The organism is Burkholderia sp. 8Y (assembly GCF_902506145.1).
Lineage (GTDB): Bacteria > Pseudomonadota > Gammaproteobacteria > Burkholderiales > Burkholderiaceae > Caballeronia.
The window spans coordinates 2,283,923-2,306,800 of the sequence record NZ_LR733519.1; the positions used below are offsets into that span (position 1 = coordinate 2,283,923).

Consider the following 22,878-nt stretch of genomic DNA (forward strand, 5'->3'; position numbering starts at 1 on the left):
TGTGCTCGCCGTTACCGATGCACGCCAAGGAGGCACGACAGATGAGCAAGGAAAAGCGACGACTGGGCGGCTGGCTGCCCGACGGCGAGGAAGCGATCGCGAGCTTTCGCAAAAACTTCGCGGCCCATGCGCGGGAGCGTGCGGGCAAGGCGGACATGCACAGCGTGGTAAAAGATTTCGCCCGTTTCATCCGCGAAGATCCTGTCGTGCGGATGGAATTCACGCGCGCCATCGAACAGGCCAGGAAAGAAGGCTTCGAACTCGGCTACGCGAATATCGAGGAATTCGTCGTTCTGCTCGACGCCATGCTCACCTACGCGCCGCCTTTCAGCGAAAAGAGCCTGATTCACTGTCCGGTGAACGCACTGCTCGACTGGCCGATGGTCATGCCTTCCGGCTACTCGCTCTTTCGCGATCCCGCGTTCAACATGCACATGAAGCGCATTCTGAACGTGTGGTCCGGCTTTCTCAGCGGACCGTATTCGCGCACGCATCTGAACACGTCGTCGCCGAATGGCTGGTTCAGTCCCGAGGCGGACAAGGAAATCGGCCTCTCGCAGTTTCTATGCGATCCGGACAAGCCCTATTGGGGCTTCTCGTCGTGGAATCACTTCTTCACGCGCGAGTTCAAGCCCGGCGCGCGGCCCGTGGCGGAACCGGACAACGACAAAGTCATCGTCAGCGCCTGCGAAGCATCGCCTTATGCGATCAAGCACGAGGTCAAGCTTCGGGATTCGTTCTGGATCAAGTCGCAGCCGTACTCGTTACAGGAAATTTTCACGGCGGACGAGACCGAACTTGCTAAACGATTCATTGGCGGCAGCATCTATCAGGCGTATCTGAGCGCGTTTTACTATCACCGCTGGCACGCGCCGGTGAGCGGCACGATCACGAAAGCCTATCTCGTCGATGGCACTTACTATTCCGACGCTGAATCGGAAGGCGAGGAGCCGAGCAGCCTGAATGACTCACAAGGCTACATCAGCGCAGTGGCGGCGCGGGCGGTGATCGTGATCGAGAGCGACGATCCCGCTATCGGCGAAGTGGCATGTGTATTCATCGGCATGGCAGAAGTGTCCTCGTGCATGATCGAGGCGCTGCCCGGCCAGCGCGTGAAAAAGGGCGAGGAACTGGGCTACTTTCAATACGGCGGCTCCACGTACTGCCTGGTTTTCAGGCCGGGCGTGATTCAGAGCTTCGTGCCGCAGCCGCCTTTCGAGAAGAACGCATCGCCCGTGAAGGTCAACGCGCACTTGTGTACCGCGCGATGACATCGTGATCGAGAAGGTGCGCCGCGCGTGCAGAATGCCGCGCGGCGCGCCGTTCAGTGATGCGCAAGACCATTCTCGCGCGCCGGCATGAAAGCCCGGATCAGCGAGTACAGACCTGCGAGTCCCACGAGTATATAAACGATGCGCGCGCCCGGCGACCCCGCGCCGAAAATGGCCGCGACGAGATCCAGTTGCATGAGGCCGACGAGGCCCCAGTTCAGCGCGCCGATAATGACGAGCGCGCCGGCCAGCCAGTCCACTGGGCTTCGATGAACGCTGACCGTTCCTTTTGAGGTGATAGTTGGCATAACTAAACTCCATGTTGACAAAAATGCTACGTTGGATGCGCCGTCCTCGGACGGCGTTGAAATCTCGCCGGCGCCGCCGCTTCGCTGGCGGCGCCGGCGTCCTGCCAAAAGCTCTATTTCACGGCCTGCCCTGCGCCGAGGTCCGCGCCGGTGGTCGGGTCGGCTGCCGGATCGGACGCGGTGCGCGCGGCCATCGCCTGCAATGCTTCAACGTCTTGCTGCGAAACCTGCACGGTCGCCGTGCCGTCGCCGCCATCGACTGCCGGCTCTGGGTCCGCGACGAACTTCCAGTCGCCGCCTTCGTTCCACGGGCCGCGAGCGTCGTCGCCCTTCGACATGTTGTAATACACGCTCGTGAACTCGGGCACGCCCGGCAGCTTGCCTTGCGGGAAGTTCGGCTGAATCGAATGCAGCGCCTTTTCAAAGGACTTCTGATGCGCGATTTCACGCGTCATCAAAAAGCCGAGCGCGTCCTTGATGCCGGGATCGTCGGTGACGTTGATGAGGCGCTCATAGACGATCTTCGCCCGCGCTTCGGCTGCGATATTCGAGCGCAGATCGGCCGTCGGCTCGCCGATGGTGTCGATATACGCCGCCGTCCACGGCACACCGGCCGAGTTGGTCAGCGGCGTGCCCGCGCCATACAGGATCGCGGTGGTGTGCGAATCGTTGCCGTTGCCCGTCATCGACCGATACAGCTCCGCTTCCTGCTCCACGGCTTCGGCCAGCGCGCCCTTCGCGCCCTTGTTCAGCATCGCGACGATGCTGCCGATGATCTCCAGATGGCTCATCTCTTCGGTCGCGATATCGAACAGCAGGTCTTTGCGGCCCGCATCATCTTCGGTGACGGCTTGCGTGAAGTAGCGCATGGCGGCGGCAAGCTCGCCTTGCGGCCCGCCAAACTGCTCCAGCAGAAGATTGGCGAGGCCGGGGTTCGGGGCAGCCACGCGGACGGTATATTGCAGGCGTTTGTTATGTACGAACATATCAACGGCTCCTGGTGATGGACGAGCGGCGCTTGCGGCGCAAGCGGCACCCGAACGAGGTTTCAAGAGGCTTCTAACTCGCAGCGACAGTGAGGGCGTCATGACGTCACTTGCAGTCGTGCTGCTGCGAGTCTCAGCGCAGAACATTCGCGCTGGCGTGATGCGGCGCAGGTGGCCGCGGTATCGAGTGAAGCCTGCCCGTCGTGTGCTCGGACATACGAACGGGCGGGCGTTTTACCTTCAGCAACGGCCGTGCCACTGATCGACGGCGGCACGCATCGCTTACTTCTTGGCTTGCTGGCCGGTGGCGGAACGCTCCAGATACTGCGTCGAAATAGACGGAATATGTTCCAGCAGCCACTGCGCCATCGCCTGCTCCTGCGGAAGAATGCGCTCGCAGGCGGCCTTCGTTTGCGCGTCGCCGCAACGCTCGGCTGCCGCGATCAACGAGGTGTAAGACGCGATTTCGAGGTTCTCGAACACATAACTCATGATCGCGCCCTTCACGACTTCGTCGGTTTGCGTCATGCCGCCGGCCGCCTGTCCGAACGCCATCATCTTCGCGGTCAGGTCCTTCATGATCGATGTCGAGCCGCCGAGGCGCTCGATGCATTCCTGCACGATCTTCTGCTGGCCGAGCGTTTCTTCCAGATGTTGATCGATGCGAGCCTTCAATTCCGGATAGTTCTCGAGCCGGCCGGATTGCGCGCGCAGCATCTGTTCGGCTTGCTGCTCCATGGCGTGCGCGTCGCGCAGCCAGTCCAACAAGTGTTCAGCGGGTTCGGTCATCACGTGCTCCTTGTCGAGAGAAACGCGCTTCACCGCGCGTAACCGTTTGCGCGCAATCGCTGTGCCGCACAAGACGCGGGATCGACACGTTGCCGGCGGAATAATGCTTGCTCCGTACGTTGAAAAGCACGGAGTCCGAAGCGGAGGCGATCGTGTAAGCGCGTTCAGACGAGAAGGCTGGCTATTTCCGCTGCGTCAGGTGTCATCACTCGACGCCCGTTCGCGAACTGGGGAACACGTCGAGCTAAGCAAGCTCAAGCGGAGGCAACAAGCATGAGTTCCACATCGGATAGCACGTTGATGCGCGCCGTCTGCTCGGGCAGCGCGGCGGGCCTGGCGTCGGCGGCGGTCGCGGCGGCGGGGGCGGCGAAGGCGGGGCATCGTCCGTACGCGGTGATGAATGCGGTCACGCATTGTCTGTGGCCGGATGCCGCGCCGCGCGAAGAAGCGTTGAGCGCGAAATACACGGGCACAGGCGCGGGCATTCATCTCGGCAGCGCGGTGTTCTGGGGCGTGCTGTTCGAGACGCTATGCGGGCGGCGTCCGTCGCCCGCGAAGGTCGCGATCTGTGCGGCTACCACGAGCGCCGTCGCGTATGTCGTGGATTACCACGTCGTGCCGAAGCGGCTGACGCCGGGGTACGAAGCGCATCTGTCGAATCAGGGACTCGGGCTGACTTACGTCGCGCTCGGCGCGGGGTTCGCGCTGGCGGGACTCCTACGCGGCGCATCGCACTGACCCTGAGCCCGATCCGCGAGCCACGCGGTCAGGCGATCGACATCCGCCGCGCTCGCGTGCATGCCGAGCTTGGAGCGGCGCCAGAGAATATCGTCGGCTGTTTGCGCCCACTCGTGATCGACGAGATACGCCGCTTCCGCCTCGTAAAGCCCCGGCGTGAGCATCTTGCCCAGCGCGGTAATCGTGTCGATGCCACCGAGCATCACGTCGGCGCGCGTGCCGTAGGCGCGCGCATAGCGTTCGGCCAGCTCCGCCGCGAGAAAGCGATGCCGTTCGCGGAACTCGCCTGCAAAGCGCGCGAAAGCAGCATCGGGCATGTCGCCGCCGGGAAGCGGCGCGGCGTGCGTCCAGGCGGCTGCCGTGAGCGACAGCGGGCGCGCGAGGCGTTCGGCGGCCTCTTGCGCGAGGCGGCGATACGTCGTGATCTTGCCGCCCAGCACGGTGACAAGCGGCGCGCCGCTGGAGTCGAATTCGAGCCGATAGTCCCGCGTGGCCGATGCCGCATCGTCCGCGCCGTCCGCCAGCAACGGCCGCACGCCCGCATAGGACCAGACGACGTCGCGCGGGCTCACGCGTTCGCGGAAATAGCGGTTCACGGCGGCGCACAGATACTCGATCTCGTCGTCCGCGATACGCACGTCGGCGAGCGGGCCGTCGTAATCGACGTCCGTCGTGCCGATCAGCGTGTAATCGCGTTGCCACGGAATCGCGAACACGATGCGCCGGTCGTCGTTCTGCAAAATGTACGCGTGATCGTGATCGAAGAGCTTGCGCGTCACGATATGGCTGCCCTTCACGAGCCGCATCGGGCGCGCGTTCGATTCTCCGGCGGCGAGCGCGCCGACCCACGGACCCGCCGCATTGACGATGGCGCGCGCCGCGACTTCACGCCGATGACCGGACGCATCGGCCAGCACGACGCGCCATTCGCGCTCGCCCCGCGATGCGGACACGAAGCGCGTTCGCGTTGCGACATGCGCGCCGCGTTCGTGGGCGTCCAGCGCGTTCAGGATGACGAGCCGTGCGTCGTCCACGGCGGCATCGGAATAGACGAAGCCGCGCGTGATCGAATCGATGAGCGGCGCGCCCGCGAAGTGCGTGCGCAAATCGACGGCGCGCGAGCCTTCGAGCACCGCGCGGCGGCTCAGATGGTCATAGAGGAAGAGCCCCGCGCGGATCATCCATGCGGGACGCAGCGCGGGAACGTGCGGCATCACAAAGCGCAGCGGCGCGATCAGATGAGGCGCGATGGCGAGCAAGACCTCGCGTTCCTTCAGCGCCTTCCGGACCAGCCCGAACTCGCGGTATTCCAGATAGCGCAGGCCGCCGTGAATGAGTTTCGTGCTCGCGGATGACGTGTGCTGCGCGAGATCGTCCTGTTCGACGAGCATCACGCGCGCGCCGCGTCCGGCCAGATCCCGCGCGATGCCCGCGCCATTGATGCCGCCGCCCACTACGAGAACGTCCCATTGCGAAGGCTCGATCATGCTGTCTCCGTGTGAAGCGACTAGTGTAGTCTGGGTCGCCGGATGCTTCTGTGCGAAGGCGCGGGGAAATTTGGCGAGCGGATGATTGGACGTCAGCACCGCCGTCCCGGGTTCGTGCCGCAAAGCATCAGAAGTTCACTTTGATGCCCGCCGATACGGCCCGTTGCCGGTTCGAATTGCTGTTCACGAGGCGCAGCGTGCGTGTCGCGCAGCCGGGATGGGCCGGATGCCTTGTCAACGCTGATCTCGTTCACCGCCGCAGGTTCAGTGACAAGCGATTTGATCGGTTCGGCTCCCGCGCCCCGGCGCCTTCCAGCGCGCCGCCGCCGCGAGCGTCGGCATGGTTATGGCTATCTGATTCGAAAAGGATGCCGCGTGGCGCCAGTGGGGCGCCGTGCGATGTCAATCCCATGATGGTTCCGCGCGCTGCGGCGCAGGCCGAACACCGACGACGATGAGAGAACGAGCGACCATCATTTGCACGCGCGACACGAAAATCCTGCTCGTCGCGCGCAAGCGTGGGCGCTGGGCGCTGCCCGGCGGCACGATATGGCGCAAGGAGTCGCCGGAAGAGGCGGCGCGGCGGGAACTGGAAGAAGAGACGGGGCTCGTCGCCGGCGAACTCACGTACCTCTTTCTGTTTGGCGGCGTGAGCAAGCATCATCATGTGTTCGGCGCGGTCATCGGCGAACGCGCGGTGGCCGAGCCGCGCAACGAGATCGCGCGCTGCGACTGGTTCAGCGCGAAACAGGTCGCGACGCTCGCGACCAGCGTTCCGACGCGCGAAATCATCGCGTTGACGATGGAGAGCGTCGCCGGAAGGCGTCGGGCGCGTGTCGCGTGGAATGTGAGCGATGCGCTCGCCTGAGGTCGCGACCAGAATTCGACGCGCGAAATCACCGCGTTGACGATAGGGAGTAACTCAAGCGCGCGTTCGTCGGACTCGACCGCACCACGAGCCGGACCTTTTTCCACATCGTCACACCGCCCTCGCAGCCGCTTCCGCCGCATTGCGCCGCAACCTGCGTGAAGCCTTCTCGACGCAGCCCGCAAGCCGACCCGCGATCCATCAGACGCGTGCAAGGAACGCCGGATGCTGCAAGGAGCCGGACCTTCCCCTTCCGGACCTGCCATGCGAATCCAACTGAAGCCTCTCGATCAACAAACGATCGTCCTCACCGGCGCGACGAGCGGTATCGGCCTCGCCACGGCGCGACGCGCGGCGAAGGCCGGCGCGCGCCTCATGCTGATCGCCCGCGACGAAACCGCACTCGCCGTGCTCGCCGACGAACTCGCGGCCGAGGGTGCGCCCGCCGTCGCGTACACGGCAGCGGACGTCGCCGACGAAAGCCAGCTTCAGGCCGCCGCCGATGCCGCCATCGACCGCTTCGGCGGCTTTGATACGTGGATCAACAATGCGGGCGTGTCGGTGTATGGCCGCATCGCCGATGTATCGCTCGAAGACCAGCGCAAGCTCTTCGACACGAACTACTGGGGCGTCGTGAACGGCTCGCGCGTCGCCGTCAAGCACCTGCGCGAACGCGGCGGCGCGCTCATCAATCTGGGCAGCGAACTGTCGGATGTCGCCGTGCCGCTGCAAGGGCCGTACGTCGCATCGAAGCACGCAGTAAAGGGCTTCACGAACTCGCTGCGCCTCGAACTCAAGAACGAGAAAGCGCCCGTTTCGGTGACGCTCATCAAGCCGGCGGGCATCGACACGCTTTTCGTCGAACACGCGAAGAACTATCTCGATGAAGAGCCGAAGCTGCCGCCGCCGGTCTATGCGCCCGAGGTCGTCGCGAAGGCGATCCTCCACGCGGCTGTGCACCCCGAGCGCGATATCTATGTGGGGGGCGCGTCGCGGGCGATGGCCGGCTTCGGTCAGCGCGCGCCGCGTTTGTACGACGCGATCGCCAGCCTGCTTGGCGTGAAGGCGCAATTGAAGGGCGAACCGAAGCAGAGCGGCGACGCGCTGTACGAAGGCGGCGGCGATTTGCGCGAACGCTCTGGCAAGAACGGCCGCGTGCGCGAGTTCAGCCTGTACACCGACGCGCGCCTGCAACCGGCGGGCGCGCGGGCCGCATTGACCGGCGCGGCTGCCGTGCTGCTCGTGATGATGGCGCGGCGCTACGTGCGCCAGACGCGCGACGCTTTCTGACCAACCAGGAGTTGACCATGCACCGACTGAGCCGCAGTGTCGCCGCCGCAAGCCTCGCCTTTGCATTGGTCGCGCAAACCGCGCTCGCGCAGGATTCATCGAGCGATGTCGCTGCGAGCGCGCACGGCGGCGCGCGGCTGCAACTCGTCGCGCGATTCGAACATCAGGTCACGGGCGTGACGGTTTCGCCGACCGGCCGCATTTTCGTCAACTTCCCGCGCTGGACCGAGGACGCGCCGATCTCGGTCGCGGAACTCGGCCCGAGCGGCGATCTGCGGCCGTTCCCGGATGCCGAGTGGAACGCGTGGCGCAACGCGCGCCGCGACGAGATTTCGCCGTCGGATCATTGGGTGTGCGTGCAGTCGGTCGTGGCGGACAAGCAGGGCAATCTCTGGGTGCTGGACCCGGGCGCGCCGGCGCAATCGCTCGTCGTGCCGGGGGCGCCCAAGCTCGCGCAGATCGACCTCGCGACGAACCAGATCGCGCATGTATTCCATTTCGATGAAACCATCGCGCCGCAAGGCAGCTATCTGAACGATGTGCGCCTGAGCCCGGATGGCCGCTTCGTCTATATCACCGATTCCGGCGTGCGCGGCGCGATTGTCGTGATCGACCGGACGACGGGCGTCGCGCGGCGCGTGCTCGACGGCGATCCGAGCACGCAGGCGGACAAGACCGTGACCGTGAGCGTCGACGGCAAGCCGCTGCGTCAGACCGATGGCCGAGGCGTGAATTTTTCCGCCGACGGCATCGCGCTCACGCCCGACGGACGCTATCTCTACTGGCAGGCGGTGAAGGGCAAGACGCTGTATCGCATCGCCACCGACGCGCTGCAGAATCCGCAGTTGAGCGCGCAGCAGGTGTCGTCGCGCGTGGAGACGGTCGGCATCGACGGGCCTGCGGACGGGCTGCTCTTCGACCAGCGCGGCCGGCTGTACGTGTCGGGCGTAGAGGATCACGCGGTGCGCATGCGCGAAGGCGAGAAGCTTCGGACGCTGCTGCGCGATCCGCAACTGCGTTGGCCGGACACGTTCACCGAAGGGCCGGACGGCACCGTGTACGTGACGGACTCGCGCATTCCGGACATGAGCTGGTTCAAGCCCGACGATCCGATCGCGTTGCCGACTTCGCTTTATGCGATTCGGCGGAGATGAATGGGGCGCGTGAATGGGGCGATGGTTTGGGGGTGGTTCGCGCTCGGCGCGCCTTGCCGGCTTTGCTCCATGCAATCTGGCGGACCGATGCTGGCGCGTGTTTAACGCAATGGTCCGCGACGCGAGCCTCTTGAACGGCTGAATGCGTTGGACTGTGGATTTGCTTTTTTCCGTGGTCGATGGCCGTTGGCCACGCGGTGAGTCGCTGGGAGCGGCATTCGGCGGCGGCGATCTTGGCACATGCTCAACACGGCGGGCTGCGCCGTACATCGGGCCGCGACGCTAGTCGCCTGAACCGCTAAATTCGCCGGACTGTGCGTGCAGTTGCGTTGTCTGATAAGTGGCGGTGGCCGCGCGGCGAATCGGTCCGAGTCGCGTTCGGCGGCGGCGATCTTGACTCATGCTTGACACGACCGTCTTCGCCGCGTGTCGAGCCGCGACGCTAGTCGCCTGAACCGCCGAATACGTTCGACTGTGCGTGCGGGTGCGTGTCCTGATAGATGGCTTTGGCGGCGCGGCGAATTGATAGGAGCCGCGTTTGGCGGCGATCTTTGCGTATGCTGCATACGACCTTCTTCGCCGCGTGTCGGGCCGCGACGCTAGTCGCCCGAACCGCTGATTACGTTGGCCTGTGCGTGCAGTTGCGTTCCGATAGCTGACGGTGGCCGCGCGGCAAATCGCTCCGGGCCGCGTTCAGCGCGGGGCTCGCATTCTCCGATTCAATGGCGGTAATCTGGGCGCGTGCTCAACCCGACGGACGGCGGCGCAAGGTGCTTGAACGCAGAGACATGACTGATGGTCGGCGCGGGCGGTAAATCGCACTGGAGCTTCGCCAAGGCTGCCTTGGCCAGAAGCACGCTGACGCTGCCCGCCGCCGTGACCGTTTCGTCTACGCATCGCAACGGGTGCGCGCCGCGCCACTGCCGAAGCGTCGCGTAGACGGCGGCGCGCGTTCATCCCGGCGGCACGCCGGCAAACCCGGGAGTGCGAGCCGCCCGCTCACGCGACGGTGACCACATGCTTTCCGCATGGCGCCGTGCCATTCCAGCGCGGTGCACACCCCGGGTTCGACATTTGCTTGACACATTCGTGCATACGGTCGCAACGACCTGCACCCCAGCCGAGCCCGACACACGGCCCAGCTAAAGCACAACAAAAAAGGAGAACACCACATGGGGCTGATGCCGCTCACTCTCGAATGGCGCGACGTCGGCATACGCATTCTGCTGGCTGCGATCGCGGGCATCCTCATCGGTTTCGACCGTGGCGAATCCGGCAAGGTCGCGGGCCTGCGCACGACGCTTCTCGTCTGCCTCGCCGCGTGCCTCTCGATGCTCGAAGTTAACGCGCTACTCGCGCAATCCGGCAAGACGCCGGAATCCTTCGTTCAACTCGACGTGATGCGTCTGCCGCTCGGCATTCTGTCGGGCGTCGGGTTCATCGGCGCGGGCGCGATTCTGCGCAAGGACGGGCTCGTCAAGGGCGTGACCACGGCGGCGACGTTGTGGTTCGTGACGGTCGTCGGCCTGTGCTTCGGCGGCGGGCAACTCGGGCTCGGCGTGGCGGGCGTCGTGCTCGGGATCATCGTGCTGTGGTTCATGAAAGCGATCGAAGTGCGTATCCCGCGCGAGAATCAGGCAGAACTGAAGATTACCTACGAGCCGGGGCGTTTCTCGAAGGAATCGCTGATGGAGTCGATGCGCGCACGCGGCTGCCGTCTTTCCGCCATCGCGGGAACGTCGGGTCAGCCGGGGGATCGCGTGCAGGAGCGTTATGAGGTCCGGTGGTACGGCGTGCCGAAATCGCGCGACGTGCCGCCGTTCGTCGAATGCGCGACGAAGGCGGGCGCCGAGCACACCGAATGGTCCATCACGCGGTAAAGCGCCGCGCGGCCCGCGCTCAGAGTTCAGGCGTCTTGAGATCCGCGTCGACGATCTGTTTGCCGCGCATTTGCGCGGCGTTCTTCGCGGCGTCCTTCGAATCGAACGGGCCGAGTTCTTCGGCGCCATCGAAGGGATAGAGCAGGCGCGCATCGGTGAGGCGCACGACCTTCAGCGTGCCGACGAAGCCGCCGCTCACGTGCGGCCGATACGACGCGTAGACCGCGTAGTCGTCTTCGGTGAGGCCGGGCTTGGCCGCATGGTCTTTCTTCCATGGGAACAAGACGAGCTTCGCGCGTCGCGAGACCGGTTCTTTCATGGCCGGGATCAGTGAGAGAGAAATCGACCCGAATGTTAAGCATTCGCTGTGCCGAAGACCGATCCCGGCCTCGGGAGGTCAGCTCTTGAGGTCGTCCGGCACCTTGCCGCCGTTCTCGGCGAGCTTCTTCATCACTTCCTTGTGCAGCCAGATGTTCATGGAAGCGGAGTCGTCCGTGTTGCCGGTGTAGTGCAGTTCGGACGCGAGTTCCTTGCGCGCCTGCAGGCTGCTGTCGAGATCGAGCAGCTTCATCAGGTCGACAATCGACGTGCGCCAGTTCAGGTTGGCGCCATTCTGCTGCTGCTTCTGCGAGAGGATGGCTTCGACATCGACTTCGGGCATTGGCGTGACGGGCGGACGCGCGGGTTCAGCGCCCGCCGTGGCCGGCGCCGCCGCCGTCGGGGTCGGATTCGCTTGCGCCGCCGCGGCGCCGCCCGTCGCGTTCGATGCGGCAGGCGGTGTCGTGCCGCCTGAAGCGGTGGCGGCCGGATGATCGTGCGGGAAAATCTTGTTCAGAATGGTCGAAAAAATACTCATCGTGTTCTCCTGTCGAAAGAATCAAACGCACGGCGAACGCGCTGCCGCGACCGCCGCGCCGGGAAAGAATTTTAACTCTCCTGACCCACCGCCTTCGATACGGCTGCGGGACTTTCGTATTCCTGATCGGGCAACGCGTCGAGCGCGTTCGTGACCTCCTCGCTCGCGCCGTTGCTGCGAGCGGTGTCGAGGAGCGTCTGCTTGTCGGCGGGATAGTCGATGCCTTTGAGCGCCTTCTGCATGTCGATGAACATGCTGTTCGATCCGCCGGACGGGTTGTTCGCCATTGCATTTCTCCTGTGAAGTGGTGTGTCTTGCCGCGCGTGACGTTACTGGCTCGCGCCCGCGGGCGCATCGCTCGCGGCGGTGGCGGGGAAGCTGGCCGCAGCGGGCGCCGATGCCATCGGCGCGGGCGACATCGGCGCCGATGCAGCCGCCGACGTATCGCTCGCCGCGCCGGAACTCGCGCCGCTGCTTGCGTCGCCGCCGCGTTTGCAGCCTGCCGTGAGCGACATCGCGATCAAAAGCGCGGCGAGCGTTGCAACTCGGGTCGTGTGGTTCTTCGTCATGCTTTCTTCCTCCGTGCTTCGTCGTTCGTCATGGAATCACGACGACCCGTTCGCGTCCTTGAAAGGGACTTCGACGAGCGTCGTCTGCACCGACGTGCCGCTTTCCCACGCATTCGCACCGGGCGCGATGTCCGGCACGGGAATGCCATAGCGTCTGCGCTTGCGGTCCTCGGACGAGACGCGAAGACGCGCGTCGCGTTCGGCGACCATTGCCTCGTTCACCTGACCGTCCTGCGTGAAGCCCATCATCAGTTGCGGCGGGCCGTAGGGAAATTCATCGCGGTCGATCTGCCACGTATGGAAAGTCTTGCCGTAGGTCGAAACGAGGTCCTGAAAATACGCGCGCTCGGCCAGTTCCGGAATGCCGGGCGCAATGAGAGTGCCGGACTTCACTTCGTAGTGATGGCTGTGCCAGAGGCGTTTCTCCTCCGCTGGCAACTGCCGGAAACGCTCCTCCGAAATGATGTATTCGATGCCGATGAGCCGCGCGTCCGGCCGGTTCGAATCGAAGATGACGCATTGATGCAGATCGTGCCGAAGATGGATGCAGAAGTGATGCGCCTCGACCTGACGGCCCATGTCGTCCGCGTACATGTGAAAGCCGTTGAGCCACGTACTCATGGCTTGCAGCGGATACTTCGGCTGCATGACACCCGATGCGAGATCGAGCAGGCGATGCTTCGCCGAATGCGCTTCGCCGACGCGCGCAATGGCGTTGGCGCGGCGCCCGATCAGCACGCCCGCCGCCGCCGCGAGCCCGGCCACGACGCCCGCCGCGAGCGGCATGAAAGAATCCGATGCGTTCGACTGTTCTCGCGGGTTGCTCATCGATGCCTCCGTTCGCGTTCGCTGCTCCTCGGGTGAACGAAGCAATCACCGTTCCGGCGCGACGGGCTTTGCGACGGCGGGCGAAGGCATCACGATTGCTTGACGGTGCGCGTGCGGCGCGGGCCGCTCGCGCGGCGCGGAAGACGGCGTCGCCACGGTTCACAGCGGAGCACTTCCCGACATCGATTCATCAGGAGATCGACATGAGCACGTCATCGCAAAACGGCAAACCGGACGAGTCCCAGAACGCCGACAAAGAAGCGCAGGGCGGCAGCGACGAAACCTTCACGACCGACATTTCGGAGACCGACGACGAGGGCACCACCGTGCGCGAAGCCGAAGTGAAGTCGGACGACCTGTCGGAAGTCAAACCGGCGGGCGGCGGCGGACAGTCCTAAGCGGTGCGCCCGGTCAACGCAGGGATCGAGCCGCCATGCGCGTTCATCATCTGAATTGCATTTCGAGTTGTCCGCTCGGCGGCAAGCTTTTCGACGCTCGCACGCCGAGTCTGCTGCGCCGTGGCGAACTGACTTGCCATTGCTTGCTGATCGAGACGGACGACGGCCTCGTGCTCGTCGATACGGGCTTCGGCTTGCGGGATGTCGCCAATCCGCAGAGCCGCCTGAGCACGTTCTTCCTGTTCATGCTGAAGCCCGATTTCCGCGAGGAAATGACGGCGGTGCGGCAGATCGAACGGCTGGGCTTCAAGGCGAGCGATGTCCGGCACATTCTGATGAGTCACCTGGACTTCGATCACGCGGGCGGACTCGACGATTTCCCTCAGGCGACCGTCCATATGCTTCAGGTCGAGCGCGACTATGCGCTCGCGCAAAAGACATGGCTCGACCGGCAACGGTTTCGGCCGCAGCAATGGTCGACGCGCGGCAACTGGAAGGTGCATCGCGCGGACGGCGAGAAGTGGCGCGGCTTCGACAGCGTGCGGCCGCTGCCCGGCTTTCGCGATGACATCGCGCTCGTGCCGCTGCCCGGCCACACCTTCGGGCACGCGGGCATCGCCGTGCGCAAGGACGACCGGTGGCTCCTGCTTGCTGCCGACGCGTATTTCTTCCACACGGAGATGGACTGGGACCGGCCGCGCTGCACGCCCGGCCTCGCGTTCTATCAGTGGATGATGGAGAAGGACCGCGCCGCGCGCCTGCGCAATCAGGCGCGGCTTCGCGAGCTGTGCCGCACGGCCGGGTCCGAGCTGACCGTGTTCTGTAGCCACGATCCGTTCCAATTCGAGCGGCTTGCCGGACGCTCGCCCGGCATTCCAGCGGAACACCTCGTGATGGCGTGAAGCGGGCGTGCGGACCCGTACACGACCCTGCGGCTTCGCGCGATTCCCTTGCGGCTCGTGTGCTGCACGAACACGTCCGCCGAGACGCTGCGGCGTTCGTTGAATGAAATTCTGTCGCGCGGCACCGAAGGCGTCGGCGTGACGCCTCTTGCGGAGTGGCGCGCGTTGATCAGAAAAGCACGCGCGACGGGCGCTTTCTCGGCGTGGATGCGCGACTTCGCGACGTTCGCACGCTTCGGCCGCGCGCAGGCCGCGCTCGGTCCGCACGCAGGCCGCGCTCGGTCCGCACGCCCGACCCGCCGCCGCCCACTCCGCTATCGCAATTCGAAGCCGGCCTGCGGGAACATGGGCCGCTTCACCGCGTGCATGTGCGTCCGCTCTGACGGGGCACGCAGCTTGCATCGGCAAGACGTGCCAACCGACATCGCAGGAGCGATCAGCCATGAAAGGACAACCCACCGAAAACGCGGAGCGTCAGGACGAAGCGAGCGATCCGCGCACCGACAACCCGAAGGCGTCGCCGACATCGAACGCCGAGAAAGACCCCGACGAGTGGGTGACAGGCGACGAGCCGATGACGGGCGCGCAGGCGTCGTATCTAAAGACGCTATCCGAAGAGGCGAAGGAGCCGTTCGACGCGTCGCTGACGAAGGCGGATGCGTCGCGCCGGATCGAGGAGCTCCAGGCCAAAACGGGCAGGGGACAGAAGTCCTGACGGACCGCGACGTCCGCCGCGAGAGGGCGGCGGCGTGCGGTCAGAACTTGTAGCCGACCGACAGGAAACTCACGATCGGATTGAGCTTGATCTTCGACTCGCTGCGCACCGTGCCGACGGCCGATTGCGTCTCGAGCCGTGCGCGCGCCGAGAGCCACATGTACGACAGCGAGAACGACGCCGACCAGTGCTGCGTGAAGTTGTACGTGAACCCGGCGTTGGCGACCGGCGCGAACGAACTGCTGAGGCTCACGGTCGTCGGCCCGGTCAGCGCATTGCCGTACTGGCTGGAATAGAGGAATGCGCCGTTCGCCATCGGCGCGGTGAGCTTCGTATCCGAGAACCACACATACGCGCCGCCCGCGGCGATATACGGACGGAAGCGGCTTTGCGCGCTGCCGAAGTAGTACTTCAGCAAAAGCGTCGGGCTCCACTCGCGCGCCGAGCCCAGCTTGCCGATGGCGCCGAGCGTGCCGGTGCCGTCGAGATTGAACTTCGGCGGCACGCCCAGCACCGCTTCAGCCGCGATGTGATCGGTGAAAAAGTAGGTCGTCGTGATCGCGAACGTATCGGCATTGTCCACGGACGCGCCCGCATTCGACTCGGTCATCGTCTGACCCAGCGCGTTGATCTTGAACGGGCCGCTGGAATCCTGCGGCGCGAAGTGCATCCACCCCGCGTTGACGACGACATTTCCCGCCGCCTGTGCGTGAGCGCCGCTGACACACAACGCCGCGGCGGCCGCACACGCGATTTGCTTCGTTTTCATTCTTCTTGTCCAGATAGGGTACAGGCGCCGTGCACGCGTCCTCGCGCTGCACGGACCATCAATTGCGGTAACGGGCGATGCTCGCGGCGCGGTTACAGGCAGCAGTCGAGGCTCATCTTGAAGTACTCGTAGCTCATCGCGATGCTGCGTTTGACCGCATGCACTTCATCGACGCCCGGCGCATTGCCGAGCAGCGTCGCGACGATTTCGAGGGCTTCCCACGGATGCGCGTCGTCGTAATGCGCGTGCAGGCTGAGCCAGCGCATCGCCTTGCGGCGAATCGACACCGGGAAGCTGTTCGCGTAGGTGTCCGTGCTGCACACCAACGTGGACCATTCGCCGGTCACGCCTTCGATCGCGAAGTTGGTCGCCGCGATGCTCGCCGCGAGCGCGTCCGTGCTGCTGCTCTTCCAGCACCAGTGGCTGAGCGCATAAGCGAGCGACGGACCGTTGGCCTTCATCAGGTCGCGCTTGCTCACATCGTGCGCGGCGGCCCAGTCGACCCAGTAATCGGCGTGATTCTGCTCGACGCGGATGTTGCGCGTCAGATAACGCCGCGCCAGGTCTTCGCCGCGCGAATGCCCGTAGCGGACCTTCTGGAGGTTCATCGCCATGTATTGCGGAAACTGCTCGACGACGGGCCATCCGTTGACGAGGAACGCTTCCGCCTGACGCGGCTCGAGCTTGGCTTCGCGCATCGCCGCGAAAATGGGATGCGTGACGACGGCCAGCTTCGCTTCTTTGGTCTCGGCCAGCACATCGCCGAGCCAGGCCGGGTAACTCGCGATGTCCTTCAAATCGCCCACCCGCTGAAAAGTCGGATCCAACGTGTTCTCCTGATTAGATGTTGATGTGTTCGACATGCTGTGCCCAAGGCGCGGGGCGCCCAACATGAAACCCTTGAACGAAATCGACGCCCATCTCGCGCAACGCGCGCAGAATCGCTTCGCTTTCGACGTATTCCGCGATCGTCAGACGGCCCATGGAATGGCCGATGTCGTTGATCGCGGCGACCATATCGCGATTAACGGCATCTTTGAGCATGTCCTTGATGAAACCGCCGTCGATCTTGATGTAGTCCACCGGCAAGTGCTTCAGATAGCCGAACGACGACATGCCCGCGCCGAAGTCGTCGAGCGCGAACTTGCAGCCGCGCTTCTTCAACTCGCGGATAAAGCGCGCGGCTGCCGCGAGATTGGCGACGGCGGTGGTTTCGGTCACTTCGAAGCAGATCGCGGACGGCGCGACGCCGCTTATCGCGAACTGCTCGTTGAGAAATTGGAGGAAGCGTTCGTCGCCGATCGACGCACCCGACAGATTGATCGCGTACTGGAGGCGCTCGGTCGGTGGCGTGCAGGCGAGCGTTGCAAACACCGCGCGCACGACCCAGCGGTCGATGGCGGACATCAGCCCGTAGCGTTCGGCGGCGGGCATGAAGAGTCCCGGCGGGACGATATCGCCGCGTTCGCCGACCATGCGCAGCAGAATTTCCATGTGCCGGGTCGCGCCTTCGCGGCGGCCCGCTCGCGGGTTCGCGGCCTGGATTTCCTGCGCGTAGAGGCAGAAGCGGTCGTTCGCGAGCGCGTCCTTGATGCGTCCGCACCACGACATTTCGCTCGCGTGGCGCGTCAGTTCCTTGTCGCCGGGCACCGCGAGATGCACGCGGTCGCGGCCGCGCTCTTTCGCGAGATAGCAGGCAATGTCGCCGTAGCGCATCGCGGTTTCGACATCGAGCCCGTTTTGCCGCAGATCGACCACGCCGATGCTCACGCTCGTCGACAGGCGATGCGTCTCCCACGACCACTCGAACGCCGCGACATCCTGTCGAAGCCGCTCCGCGATCTGCATCGCGTCGTGCTTGTCGCAACTGCAGAGCAGCGCGCCGAATTCGTCGCCGCCCAGACGGCCGAGCACGTCGTCGTCGCGCAGACATTGTTCGATGAAGAGCGCGACTTCGCGCAGCATCGCGTCGCCGGCGGCGTGGCCGTACGTGTCGTTGACGACCTTGAACTGGTCGAGGTCGAGCATCATCAGCATCTGCGCGCGATGCGAGTCGTCCATATCCGACTCGGGATCGAGCGCGGTGCTGAGGCGCCGTTCGAATTCCGTGCGATTCAGCAGTCCGGTCAGGCCGTCGTGCGTCGCCTGCCACGCGAGATTCGAGACGTACTCGCGCTCGCGCGTCATGTTTCTCAGCAGCAGGACGACGCCCGTCAGCGTATCGGAGGTATCGCGCACGACCGACGTGATTGCCTGCACGACGATATCGACGCCCAGCGCGTTGGTCAGAATCAAATCGCCGCCGGCTTCGTCCGGCTCCGCGCCCTTGAGCGCCTCGTCGATCACATCGACGGGACGGCGATCCCATTCGCGCGCCACGGTGACGAGCGCGCCCAGCGGCCGGTTCACGCACGCGGCGGCTTCGCGGCAAAAGAGTCGCTCGGCGGCCGGGTTGATGAATTCGACGAGCCCCGACGGCCCCACCGAAATGACCGCCTCGCCGATGGAGCCGAGCGTCGCCTTCGCGCGCGCCTCGCTTCGGCGCAGCGCGTTCTCGGTCTCGAGCCGTGCGGTGATGAAGCGTCGCGCATACCAGCCCGACAGGCACACGAGCAGGACCGCGACCACGACGTTCACGGTGAAAAGAAGCATCGCGGTCTGACGGAACGCGGAGCCGAGCACATCGGCGAACGCGCGCGAGATCGGCGCGATCGAACCGTTGATATTCCAGACTTCGTTGGTGAGCCGGTCCACGTCGGCGTGACCGGAAGGGCCGCGCTGGACGGCGGCGCGCAGCTTCCTGCCCGCATCGGTCAACTGGTCCACGAGCAGGTCGCCCGCCGTCCAGTACGCCACCGCTTCCTGGAAGTAGCTCGCGCGCCGGAACGTGCGGAACACCCAGATCACCGCGCCGACATCGGCGGGATAGACGCCGCTCGTGAGCAGCGCGGCACGCGCGGCGGGCACGTCCGGTTCGGGTAGGTCGAGCGCGAGCCTCGCGCGCTTCAGGCTGAGCGGATAGGCGATCGCGTCTTCGTATTGACGGAACGCCTGTTCGTCGCCGGTCTGCGCATAGCGCACGAGATAGAAGACGGCGTCCTTCTGTCCTTTGGACCAGGTGCTTTCACCGCCGATATACGCGCGCACTGACGACATGATCGCCAGACTCGTGGCCGCCATCGCCAAAAGGGAGATGACGACCGCGAGAAACGGCCATATCGTGTTGAATAATTGCCGGTTTGTCGTCTTGGGGGCAACGCGCATGTTTACCTTCTTGTTGTTCGCTTAGGTACGACTGGAACGCTGCGACTGCGGGCCCGAGTTCCACGACCACGCGACCGGACGATCCGGATAACCCACTCTCTTCCGGAATATCGGCAGCGGACGCCGGGGCTTGAGGGCAGGCGTCGTTAAGCAAACGTTTGGCGCGTTGAATGTTAATTATCGAATAGCCGTAGCCGATAAAAGACGGTGAGGTAAAAAGGACGTTCGCCCTCGGGCGAACCGGAAATTATCGATCAACCGCGCGTGTCGATCCACTCGCGGGCCCATCGGCGCGAGTATTCGACGGCGTCGGTCTCGTTCGAGAAGTAGTCGAGCGAATAGAAGCGATACTGCGCGTCGCTCTCAGTAGTGGAGGCGCGCTCGAGAAGCAGATCGGCGGAAAAGGTTTGGTCGCGCAGCGGATGCGCAAACGCGTGCACCGCATAACCGCGGTAGTGTTGAGTTGCATTCATTTTAATTTTAAGGTCGTGGGCTTTTTCGTCGATGCGGAAAAGCCGGAGGACAAAACGTCCTCGATAGACGCCAGGGAAAATCGTCTGGGCCGAAAGATCTGGCCGAAGGTGGCCGAGAGATAAGCGGGGGACGGAGAAAGGCGAAGAAGCGAGGAAAGCGGATAAAACGCGGGGGCCCTGTGGCCCCCGCGCATGCTACGAATTACTGCGTGCTACTGAATCAAGACTTACAGCGGCTTGATGTTCGAAGCTTGCATGCCCTTCGGGCCGCGCTTCGTTTCAAAGCTCACCTTTTGGCCTTCGGCCAGGGTCTTGAAGCCGTCGGCGCGAATCTCCGAGAAATGCGCGAAGAGGTCGTCGCCACCATTGTCGGGGGTGATGAAGCCGAAGCCCTTGGTGTCGTTAAACCATTTGACAGTACCGGTGTCCATGAAAATCCTGAAATAAAAATTGAAGTTGCTCGAAACGAGCGGGGTGAAGCGGCAAGGAGGGAGTGGACAACGAATACCGGAACAAACTCGGACTATTGATGAGCAGCAATCGACTTCTTGTACTTCAAGCGTCATTATGCCAAACCCAATCGAATCAGTCAACTATTTCTTCGATCAATTTGATAAGGATGCCCGGCCGCGCAAATAAACGGCCGAGCTGACGCTCTCGATGCCGTTACAGCGGGGTCTTCTTCGTGCCCGTCACGCCAGTTGTGCCTTCGAGGTCCGTGGTCGTGCCTGCCACTCCGGTGGTGGCGCCCGGCACGCCGGTCGTCGTGCCTTCCACGCCTGCGGTGCGTTCCACTTCCACTTCAGTGCCGCGGACGGTATCTGTGATCGTCTCGGTCCGGTTGGAGCTTTCCTTGCCGACAACCACTTCCTCGACGACGCGCGCCGTCTTCGCCACGACCGCTTGTTCAGCCGTTTCCTTAATCTCGACGAAGCCTTCCTTCAGATCCGCCGCCGTCGCGGGACGATCCACTGCGCGGCGTTCGATGCTCGCGTGCTCTTCATGCAGGTTCACGGACTCGCTGACCGGCGTTTCCGTCAGACGCGAATACACGCGCACGCCGCCGGTCTGCACTTCGCGCTTGCCGACTTCCAGCGACTCCTGCACGACCGGGAACGCCTGGCGCTCCGCTGCGATTTCGTCTGCGGTGTAAGCGGGCGCATTTCGGTCGTAGCTGCTGTAGCCCGTGTTGCGCCACTGCGCGACACGCGAGTCGATGTCGATTGCGCCCGCCGCATAGAGCGCGTCGCGCACGCGTTCGGTCGCCGTTCCATCCGGTACGTCCACCGACAGCAATGCGCTGCCGCGTCGCACCGCTTCCTGATAATGACCGATCTCTTCGGGACGGTCGTCGTCGCCGAACAGGTTTTTGAAGAAGTGTTCGATGCGGCCCATCGCGCCTTCGTTCGCCTCGCCGACGGGACGGTCCGTCGAGAGATCGGTCGTGGCGGCGCCGGTCGTCATCGACGAGCTTGCGTCGTTCGAGTGCACGCTCATGTCTGTGCGCGCGATGCCTTCTGCTTCGAGGCGGGTCTGAGCGAGTTCGGCATCCTGAAGCGTATTGAATACACCAATGATAGTCTGAGTCATAGCAGCATCTCCGAGAAAAAGGCGTACGCAAGCCGGGAATAAAGCGCGTGCGATGGTAAGCGCAACGGGCGTTCCCGCGCGTGCCTCAGCTTGCTTGCGGATCGGGCTTCCATTCGCCGTCCGGCCCTTCGCGCCGTTCCACGACAAGTTCTTCGGAGTTCACGAGGACTTGATGCACCACGTCCTCTTGCGTCTCGGTCGTCTTGACGTACACCTCTTCTTTCAACGTCAGTTGCATTCTGACCACCGGCACGTATTCGTATACCGGAATGACGAGCGTATCGCCTTCGCGGCGCGGTTCGCTGCGCTCCTCGACCGGACGATTCACCGCGACGCGTCTCACTTCCACTTGCTGCGTGGCGAGCCGCATCGAGACCGGCTGCATTTCCTCATGCACGACCTTGCGCACGCGCACGGAGCCGGTCTCGGTCGTGCGCACGCCGACCGCGAGTTCTTCCTGCACGGCAGACAGGCGCACTTCTTCCGAAGGCTGCGGGACATTGCGGGGTGTTTCGTCTGCGTTCATCGGCTTCTCCATCGCGAGTGCGCGGGACGCTGATTCGCCCGCTCGAAGACGGCCGCCGTTCGCGGAACGCGCGGCGGCCATCTGAGCAATGGAACGCGCAAGCACTGTGCCGCTGTGACTCGCCCGCAAGCCGATGCGCAGTCAGTGTATCGGCGCGACCGTCCCGAGCTTCTCGGCGAGCATCCTTTCGTACACGCCGAAATGCAGGTCCACTTCTTCCTGCGTGACCGTCTGAACGAAGAGGTTGATCTGCTCCGGCATCAGTCCGAACACGGTGGCGAGAGCGGCTTCCAGTTGCGGCGCGCATACGCGGTCTTCGGCTACCGTGGTTCCCACGGTGATGTCGTACACCTTCTCGTGCCGAAAGACGATTTCCACGATCCTCGCCCGCGCGCTCATGTTCTGGTCTACCGCGAGGCGAGCGACTTCCGCCATCTGATGCATGATCTCGGTGGGAAAGCCCCGGGTCGAACGCAGCTTGATGCGATGTCGTCCGAGCGTTTTCCAGTCGGTATCGAATTCCACGACATTCTCCTTGTGACCTGGTGCGCGGATGGTATGGGCGACGCCTCCGTTTTCAAGCCTGAGAAGAACAAGCTCGCCCCCTTGAAAATTGCGCGAGCTTTAATATATTGGCCTCGTAAAGCGTGAAGGCAGCCGCTCGCAATGGGCGCTGCGTGTTCCAACCTTAATTGTCCGCGGCATGGGGCAGCTAAGCTGAAGCGCATCGAGCTTCCCTCCTGCCGCCAGAGGAGAGCAAAAATGAACGAAGCTTTCACTGGAGCGGATCTCTTCAGCGACTTGGAAAGATTGCAGCGGCAACTGTCCAGCGTGTTCGACGGCTTCCCGAGAAGCCTGCGTTCGAGCCGCCCGGGCGTGTTCCCGCCCATCAACATCGGCTCGACCGATGACACCATCGAAATCGTTGCGTTCGCGCCGGGGCTTGATGCGAGCAAGCTCGATATCAGCATCGACAAGGGCCTGCTCAACATTGCCGGCGAACGCGTGACGCGCGACGGCGACTTGCCCGAAGGTGCGCGCGAGTATGCGCAGGAGCGGTTCGACGGCGCTTTCCGGCGCGTGATCGAACTGCCGCAGCAGGCGGACCCGGACAAGGTGCAGGCGCGTTATGTCGATGGCTGTTTGCTGATTTCGGTCGGCAAGCGGGAGGCATCGAAACCGCGTGCCATTACCGTGCAATGAATCGTGGAGTAATC

27 protein-coding genes are annotated in these 22,878 nt (G+C 64.0%); 10 read left to right on the plus strand and 17 right to left on the minus strand.

The features are described 5' to 3' along the window. Window positions 1-17: 17 nt before the first annotated feature. Window positions 18-1,271: a phosphatidylserine decarboxylase family protein gene (locus GV035_RS10185; RefSeq protein ID WP_159835068.1), complete on the plus strand. Its 1,254-nt coding sequence runs from the start codon at window positions 18-20 to the stop codon at window positions 1,269-1,271. A 53-nt stretch (window positions 1,272-1,324) separates the two neighbouring features. Here the strand turns inward: GV035_RS10185 and GV035_RS10190 are convergent, their stop codons facing one another. The 3 genes from GV035_RS10190 to GV035_RS10200 all read right to left on the minus strand — a co-directional run bounded on the left by GV035_RS10190 (window position 1,325) and on the right by GV035_RS10200 (window position 3,354). Beyond that, a complete protein-coding gene (locus GV035_RS10190) occupies window positions 1,325-1,531 on the minus strand; it encodes a DUF378 domain-containing protein (protein WP_268892233.1) in 207 nt (68 codons plus the stop codon). Between the two features lie 161 nt (window positions 1,532-1,692). Next, complete coding sequence (locus tag GV035_RS10195; RefSeq protein WP_159834801.1) at window positions 1,693-2,565, minus strand: manganese catalase family protein; 873 nt, start codon at window positions 2,563-2,565, stop codon at window positions 1,693-1,695. Window positions 2,566-2,847: 282 nt separating this feature from the next. Then, window positions 2,848-3,354, minus strand: coding sequence for a ferritin-like domain-containing protein (locus GV035_RS10200; RefSeq protein ID WP_159834802.1), 507 nt, complete (start codon window positions 3,352-3,354; stop codon window positions 2,848-2,850). 273 nt (window positions 3,355-3,627) lie between these two features. Here GV035_RS10200 and GV035_RS10205 point away from each other — a divergent pair, with 273 nt between their 5' ends. After that, window positions 3,628-4,092 carry a hypothetical protein gene (locus tag GV035_RS10205; RefSeq protein ID WP_159834803.1) on the plus strand — a complete coding sequence of 155 codons (465 nt, stop codon included), beginning with the start codon at window positions 3,628-3,630 and terminating at the stop codon, window positions 4,090-4,092. Here the strand turns inward: GV035_RS10205 and glpD are convergent. Beyond that, entirely contained in the window at window positions 4,032-5,579 is a 1,548-nt protein-coding gene (gene glpD, locus GV035_RS10210; protein WP_159834804.1) for a glycerol-3-phosphate dehydrogenase, read from the minus strand. The two genes, GV035_RS10205 and glpD, sit on opposite strands and share 61 nt — an antisense overlap. 454 nt (window positions 5,580-6,033) lie before the next feature. Between glpD and GV035_RS10215 the strand changes: the two genes are divergently transcribed. From GV035_RS10215 to GV035_RS10230, 4 genes are all read left to right on the plus strand, one after another. Further along, window positions 6,034-6,447, plus strand: coding sequence for an NUDIX domain-containing protein (locus tag GV035_RS10215; RefSeq protein ID WP_159834805.1), 414 nt, complete (start codon window positions 6,034-6,036; stop codon window positions 6,445-6,447). 264 nt (window positions 6,448-6,711) lie between these two features. After that, window positions 6,712-7,737 carry an SDR family oxidoreductase gene (locus GV035_RS10220; RefSeq protein WP_159834806.1) on the plus strand — a complete coding sequence of 342 codons (1,026 nt, stop codon included), beginning with the start codon at window positions 6,712-6,714 and terminating at the stop codon, window positions 7,735-7,737. Between the two features lie 17 nt (window positions 7,738-7,754). Then, entirely contained in the window at window positions 7,755-8,891 is a 1,137-nt protein-coding gene (locus tag GV035_RS10225; RefSeq protein ID WP_159834807.1) for an L-dopachrome tautomerase-related protein, read from the plus strand. A gap of 1,172 nt (window positions 8,892-10,063) precedes the next feature. Continuing rightward, window positions 10,064-10,771: an MgtC/SapB family protein gene (locus GV035_RS10230; RefSeq protein WP_159834808.1), complete on the plus strand. Its 708-nt coding sequence runs from the start codon at window positions 10,064-10,066 to the stop codon at window positions 10,769-10,771. Window positions 10,772-10,790: 19 nt separating this feature from the next. On the opposite strand, the gene GV035_RS10235 is transcribed toward GV035_RS10230, so the two are convergent. From GV035_RS10235 to GV035_RS10255, 5 genes are all read right to left on the minus strand, one after another. After that, window positions 10,791-11,090, minus strand: coding sequence for a DUF6723 family protein (locus GV035_RS10235; RefSeq protein WP_236572514.1), 300 nt, complete (start codon window positions 11,088-11,090; stop codon window positions 10,791-10,793). 78 nt (window positions 11,091-11,168) lie between these two features. Continuing rightward, a complete protein-coding gene (locus GV035_RS10240) occupies window positions 11,169-11,627 on the minus strand; it encodes a DUF3597 domain-containing protein (RefSeq protein WP_159834809.1) in 459 nt (152 codons plus the stop codon). Window positions 11,628-11,698: 71 nt separating this feature from the next. Next, window positions 11,699-11,914, minus strand: coding sequence for a DUF2795 domain-containing protein (locus GV035_RS10245; protein WP_159834810.1), 216 nt, complete (start codon window positions 11,912-11,914; stop codon window positions 11,699-11,701). A 42-nt stretch (window positions 11,915-11,956) separates the two neighbouring features. Beyond that, window positions 11,957-12,196 carry a hypothetical protein gene (locus GV035_RS10250; protein WP_159834811.1) on the minus strand — a complete coding sequence of 80 codons (240 nt, stop codon included), beginning with the start codon at window positions 12,194-12,196 and terminating at the stop codon, window positions 11,957-11,959. 36 nt (window positions 12,197-12,232) lie between these two features. Then, window positions 12,233-13,024, minus strand: a complete 792-nt coding sequence (locus GV035_RS10255; RefSeq protein ID WP_159834812.1) for an OBAP family protein — start codon at window positions 13,022-13,024, stop codon at window positions 12,233-12,235. Window positions 13,025-13,227: 203 nt separating this feature from the next. Between GV035_RS10255 and GV035_RS10260 the strand changes: the two genes are divergently transcribed. From GV035_RS10260 to GV035_RS10270, 3 genes are all read left to right on the plus strand, one after another. Next, complete coding sequence (locus GV035_RS10260) at window positions 13,228-13,422, plus strand: hypothetical protein (protein WP_159834813.1); 195 nt, start codon at window positions 13,228-13,230, stop codon at window positions 13,420-13,422. 35 nt (window positions 13,423-13,457) lie between these two features. Beyond that, window positions 13,458-14,324: an MBL fold metallo-hydrolase gene (locus GV035_RS10265; protein WP_159834814.1), complete on the plus strand. Its 867-nt coding sequence runs from the start codon at window positions 13,458-13,460 to the stop codon at window positions 14,322-14,324. A 442-nt stretch (window positions 14,325-14,766) separates the two neighbouring features. After that, complete coding sequence (locus GV035_RS10270; RefSeq protein WP_159834815.1) at window positions 14,767-15,039, plus strand: DUF3072 domain-containing protein; 273 nt, start codon at window positions 14,767-14,769, stop codon at window positions 15,037-15,039. 40 nt (window positions 15,040-15,079) lie between these two features. On the opposite strand, the gene GV035_RS10275 is transcribed toward GV035_RS10270, so the two are convergent. From GV035_RS10275 to GV035_RS10310, 8 genes are all read right to left on the minus strand, one after another. Then, entirely contained in the window at window positions 15,080-15,808 is a 729-nt protein-coding gene (locus GV035_RS10275; protein WP_159834816.1) for an OmpW/AlkL family protein, read from the minus strand. Between the two features lie 92 nt (window positions 15,809-15,900). After that, entirely contained in the window at window positions 15,901-16,671 is a 771-nt protein-coding gene (locus GV035_RS10280) for a TenA family transcriptional regulator (protein ID WP_442859541.1), read from the minus strand. Next, on the minus strand, window positions 16,649-19,072 hold the full coding sequence (locus GV035_RS10285; RefSeq protein ID WP_159834817.1) for an EAL domain-containing protein: 2,424 nt from the start codon (window positions 19,070-19,072) through the stop codon (window positions 16,649-16,651). Before GV035_RS10285 ends, GV035_RS10280 begins: the two co-directional genes overlap by 23 nt. A 254-nt stretch (window positions 19,073-19,326) precedes the next feature. Beyond that, window positions 19,327-19,545, minus strand: a complete 219-nt coding sequence (locus tag GV035_RS10290; protein ID WP_159834818.1) for a hypothetical protein — start codon at window positions 19,543-19,545, stop codon at window positions 19,327-19,329. Between the two features lie 227 nt (window positions 19,546-19,772). Continuing rightward, complete coding sequence (locus GV035_RS10295) at window positions 19,773-19,976, minus strand: cold-shock protein (protein WP_159834819.1); 204 nt, start codon at window positions 19,974-19,976, stop codon at window positions 19,773-19,775. A gap of 235 nt (window positions 19,977-20,211) precedes the next feature. Next, window positions 20,212-21,135, minus strand: coding sequence for a YsnF/AvaK domain-containing protein (locus tag GV035_RS10300; RefSeq protein ID WP_159834820.1), 924 nt, complete (start codon window positions 21,133-21,135; stop codon window positions 20,212-20,214). An 85-nt stretch (window positions 21,136-21,220) separates the two neighbouring features. Then, window positions 21,221-21,661, minus strand: a complete 441-nt coding sequence (locus tag GV035_RS10305) for a YsnF/AvaK domain-containing protein (protein ID WP_236572515.1) — start codon at window positions 21,659-21,661, stop codon at window positions 21,221-21,223. Between the two features lie 141 nt (window positions 21,662-21,802). Next, entirely contained in the window at window positions 21,803-22,186 is a 384-nt protein-coding gene (locus GV035_RS10310) for a hypothetical protein (protein WP_159834822.1), read from the minus strand. A 237-nt stretch (window positions 22,187-22,423) separates the two neighbouring features. Here GV035_RS10310 and GV035_RS10315 point away from each other — a divergent pair, with 237 nt between their 5' ends. Further along, window positions 22,424-22,864, plus strand: coding sequence for an Hsp20/alpha crystallin family protein (locus GV035_RS10315; RefSeq protein ID WP_159834823.1), 441 nt, complete (start codon window positions 22,424-22,426; stop codon window positions 22,862-22,864). The last annotated feature ends 14 nt before the right edge of the window (window positions 22,865-22,878 follow it).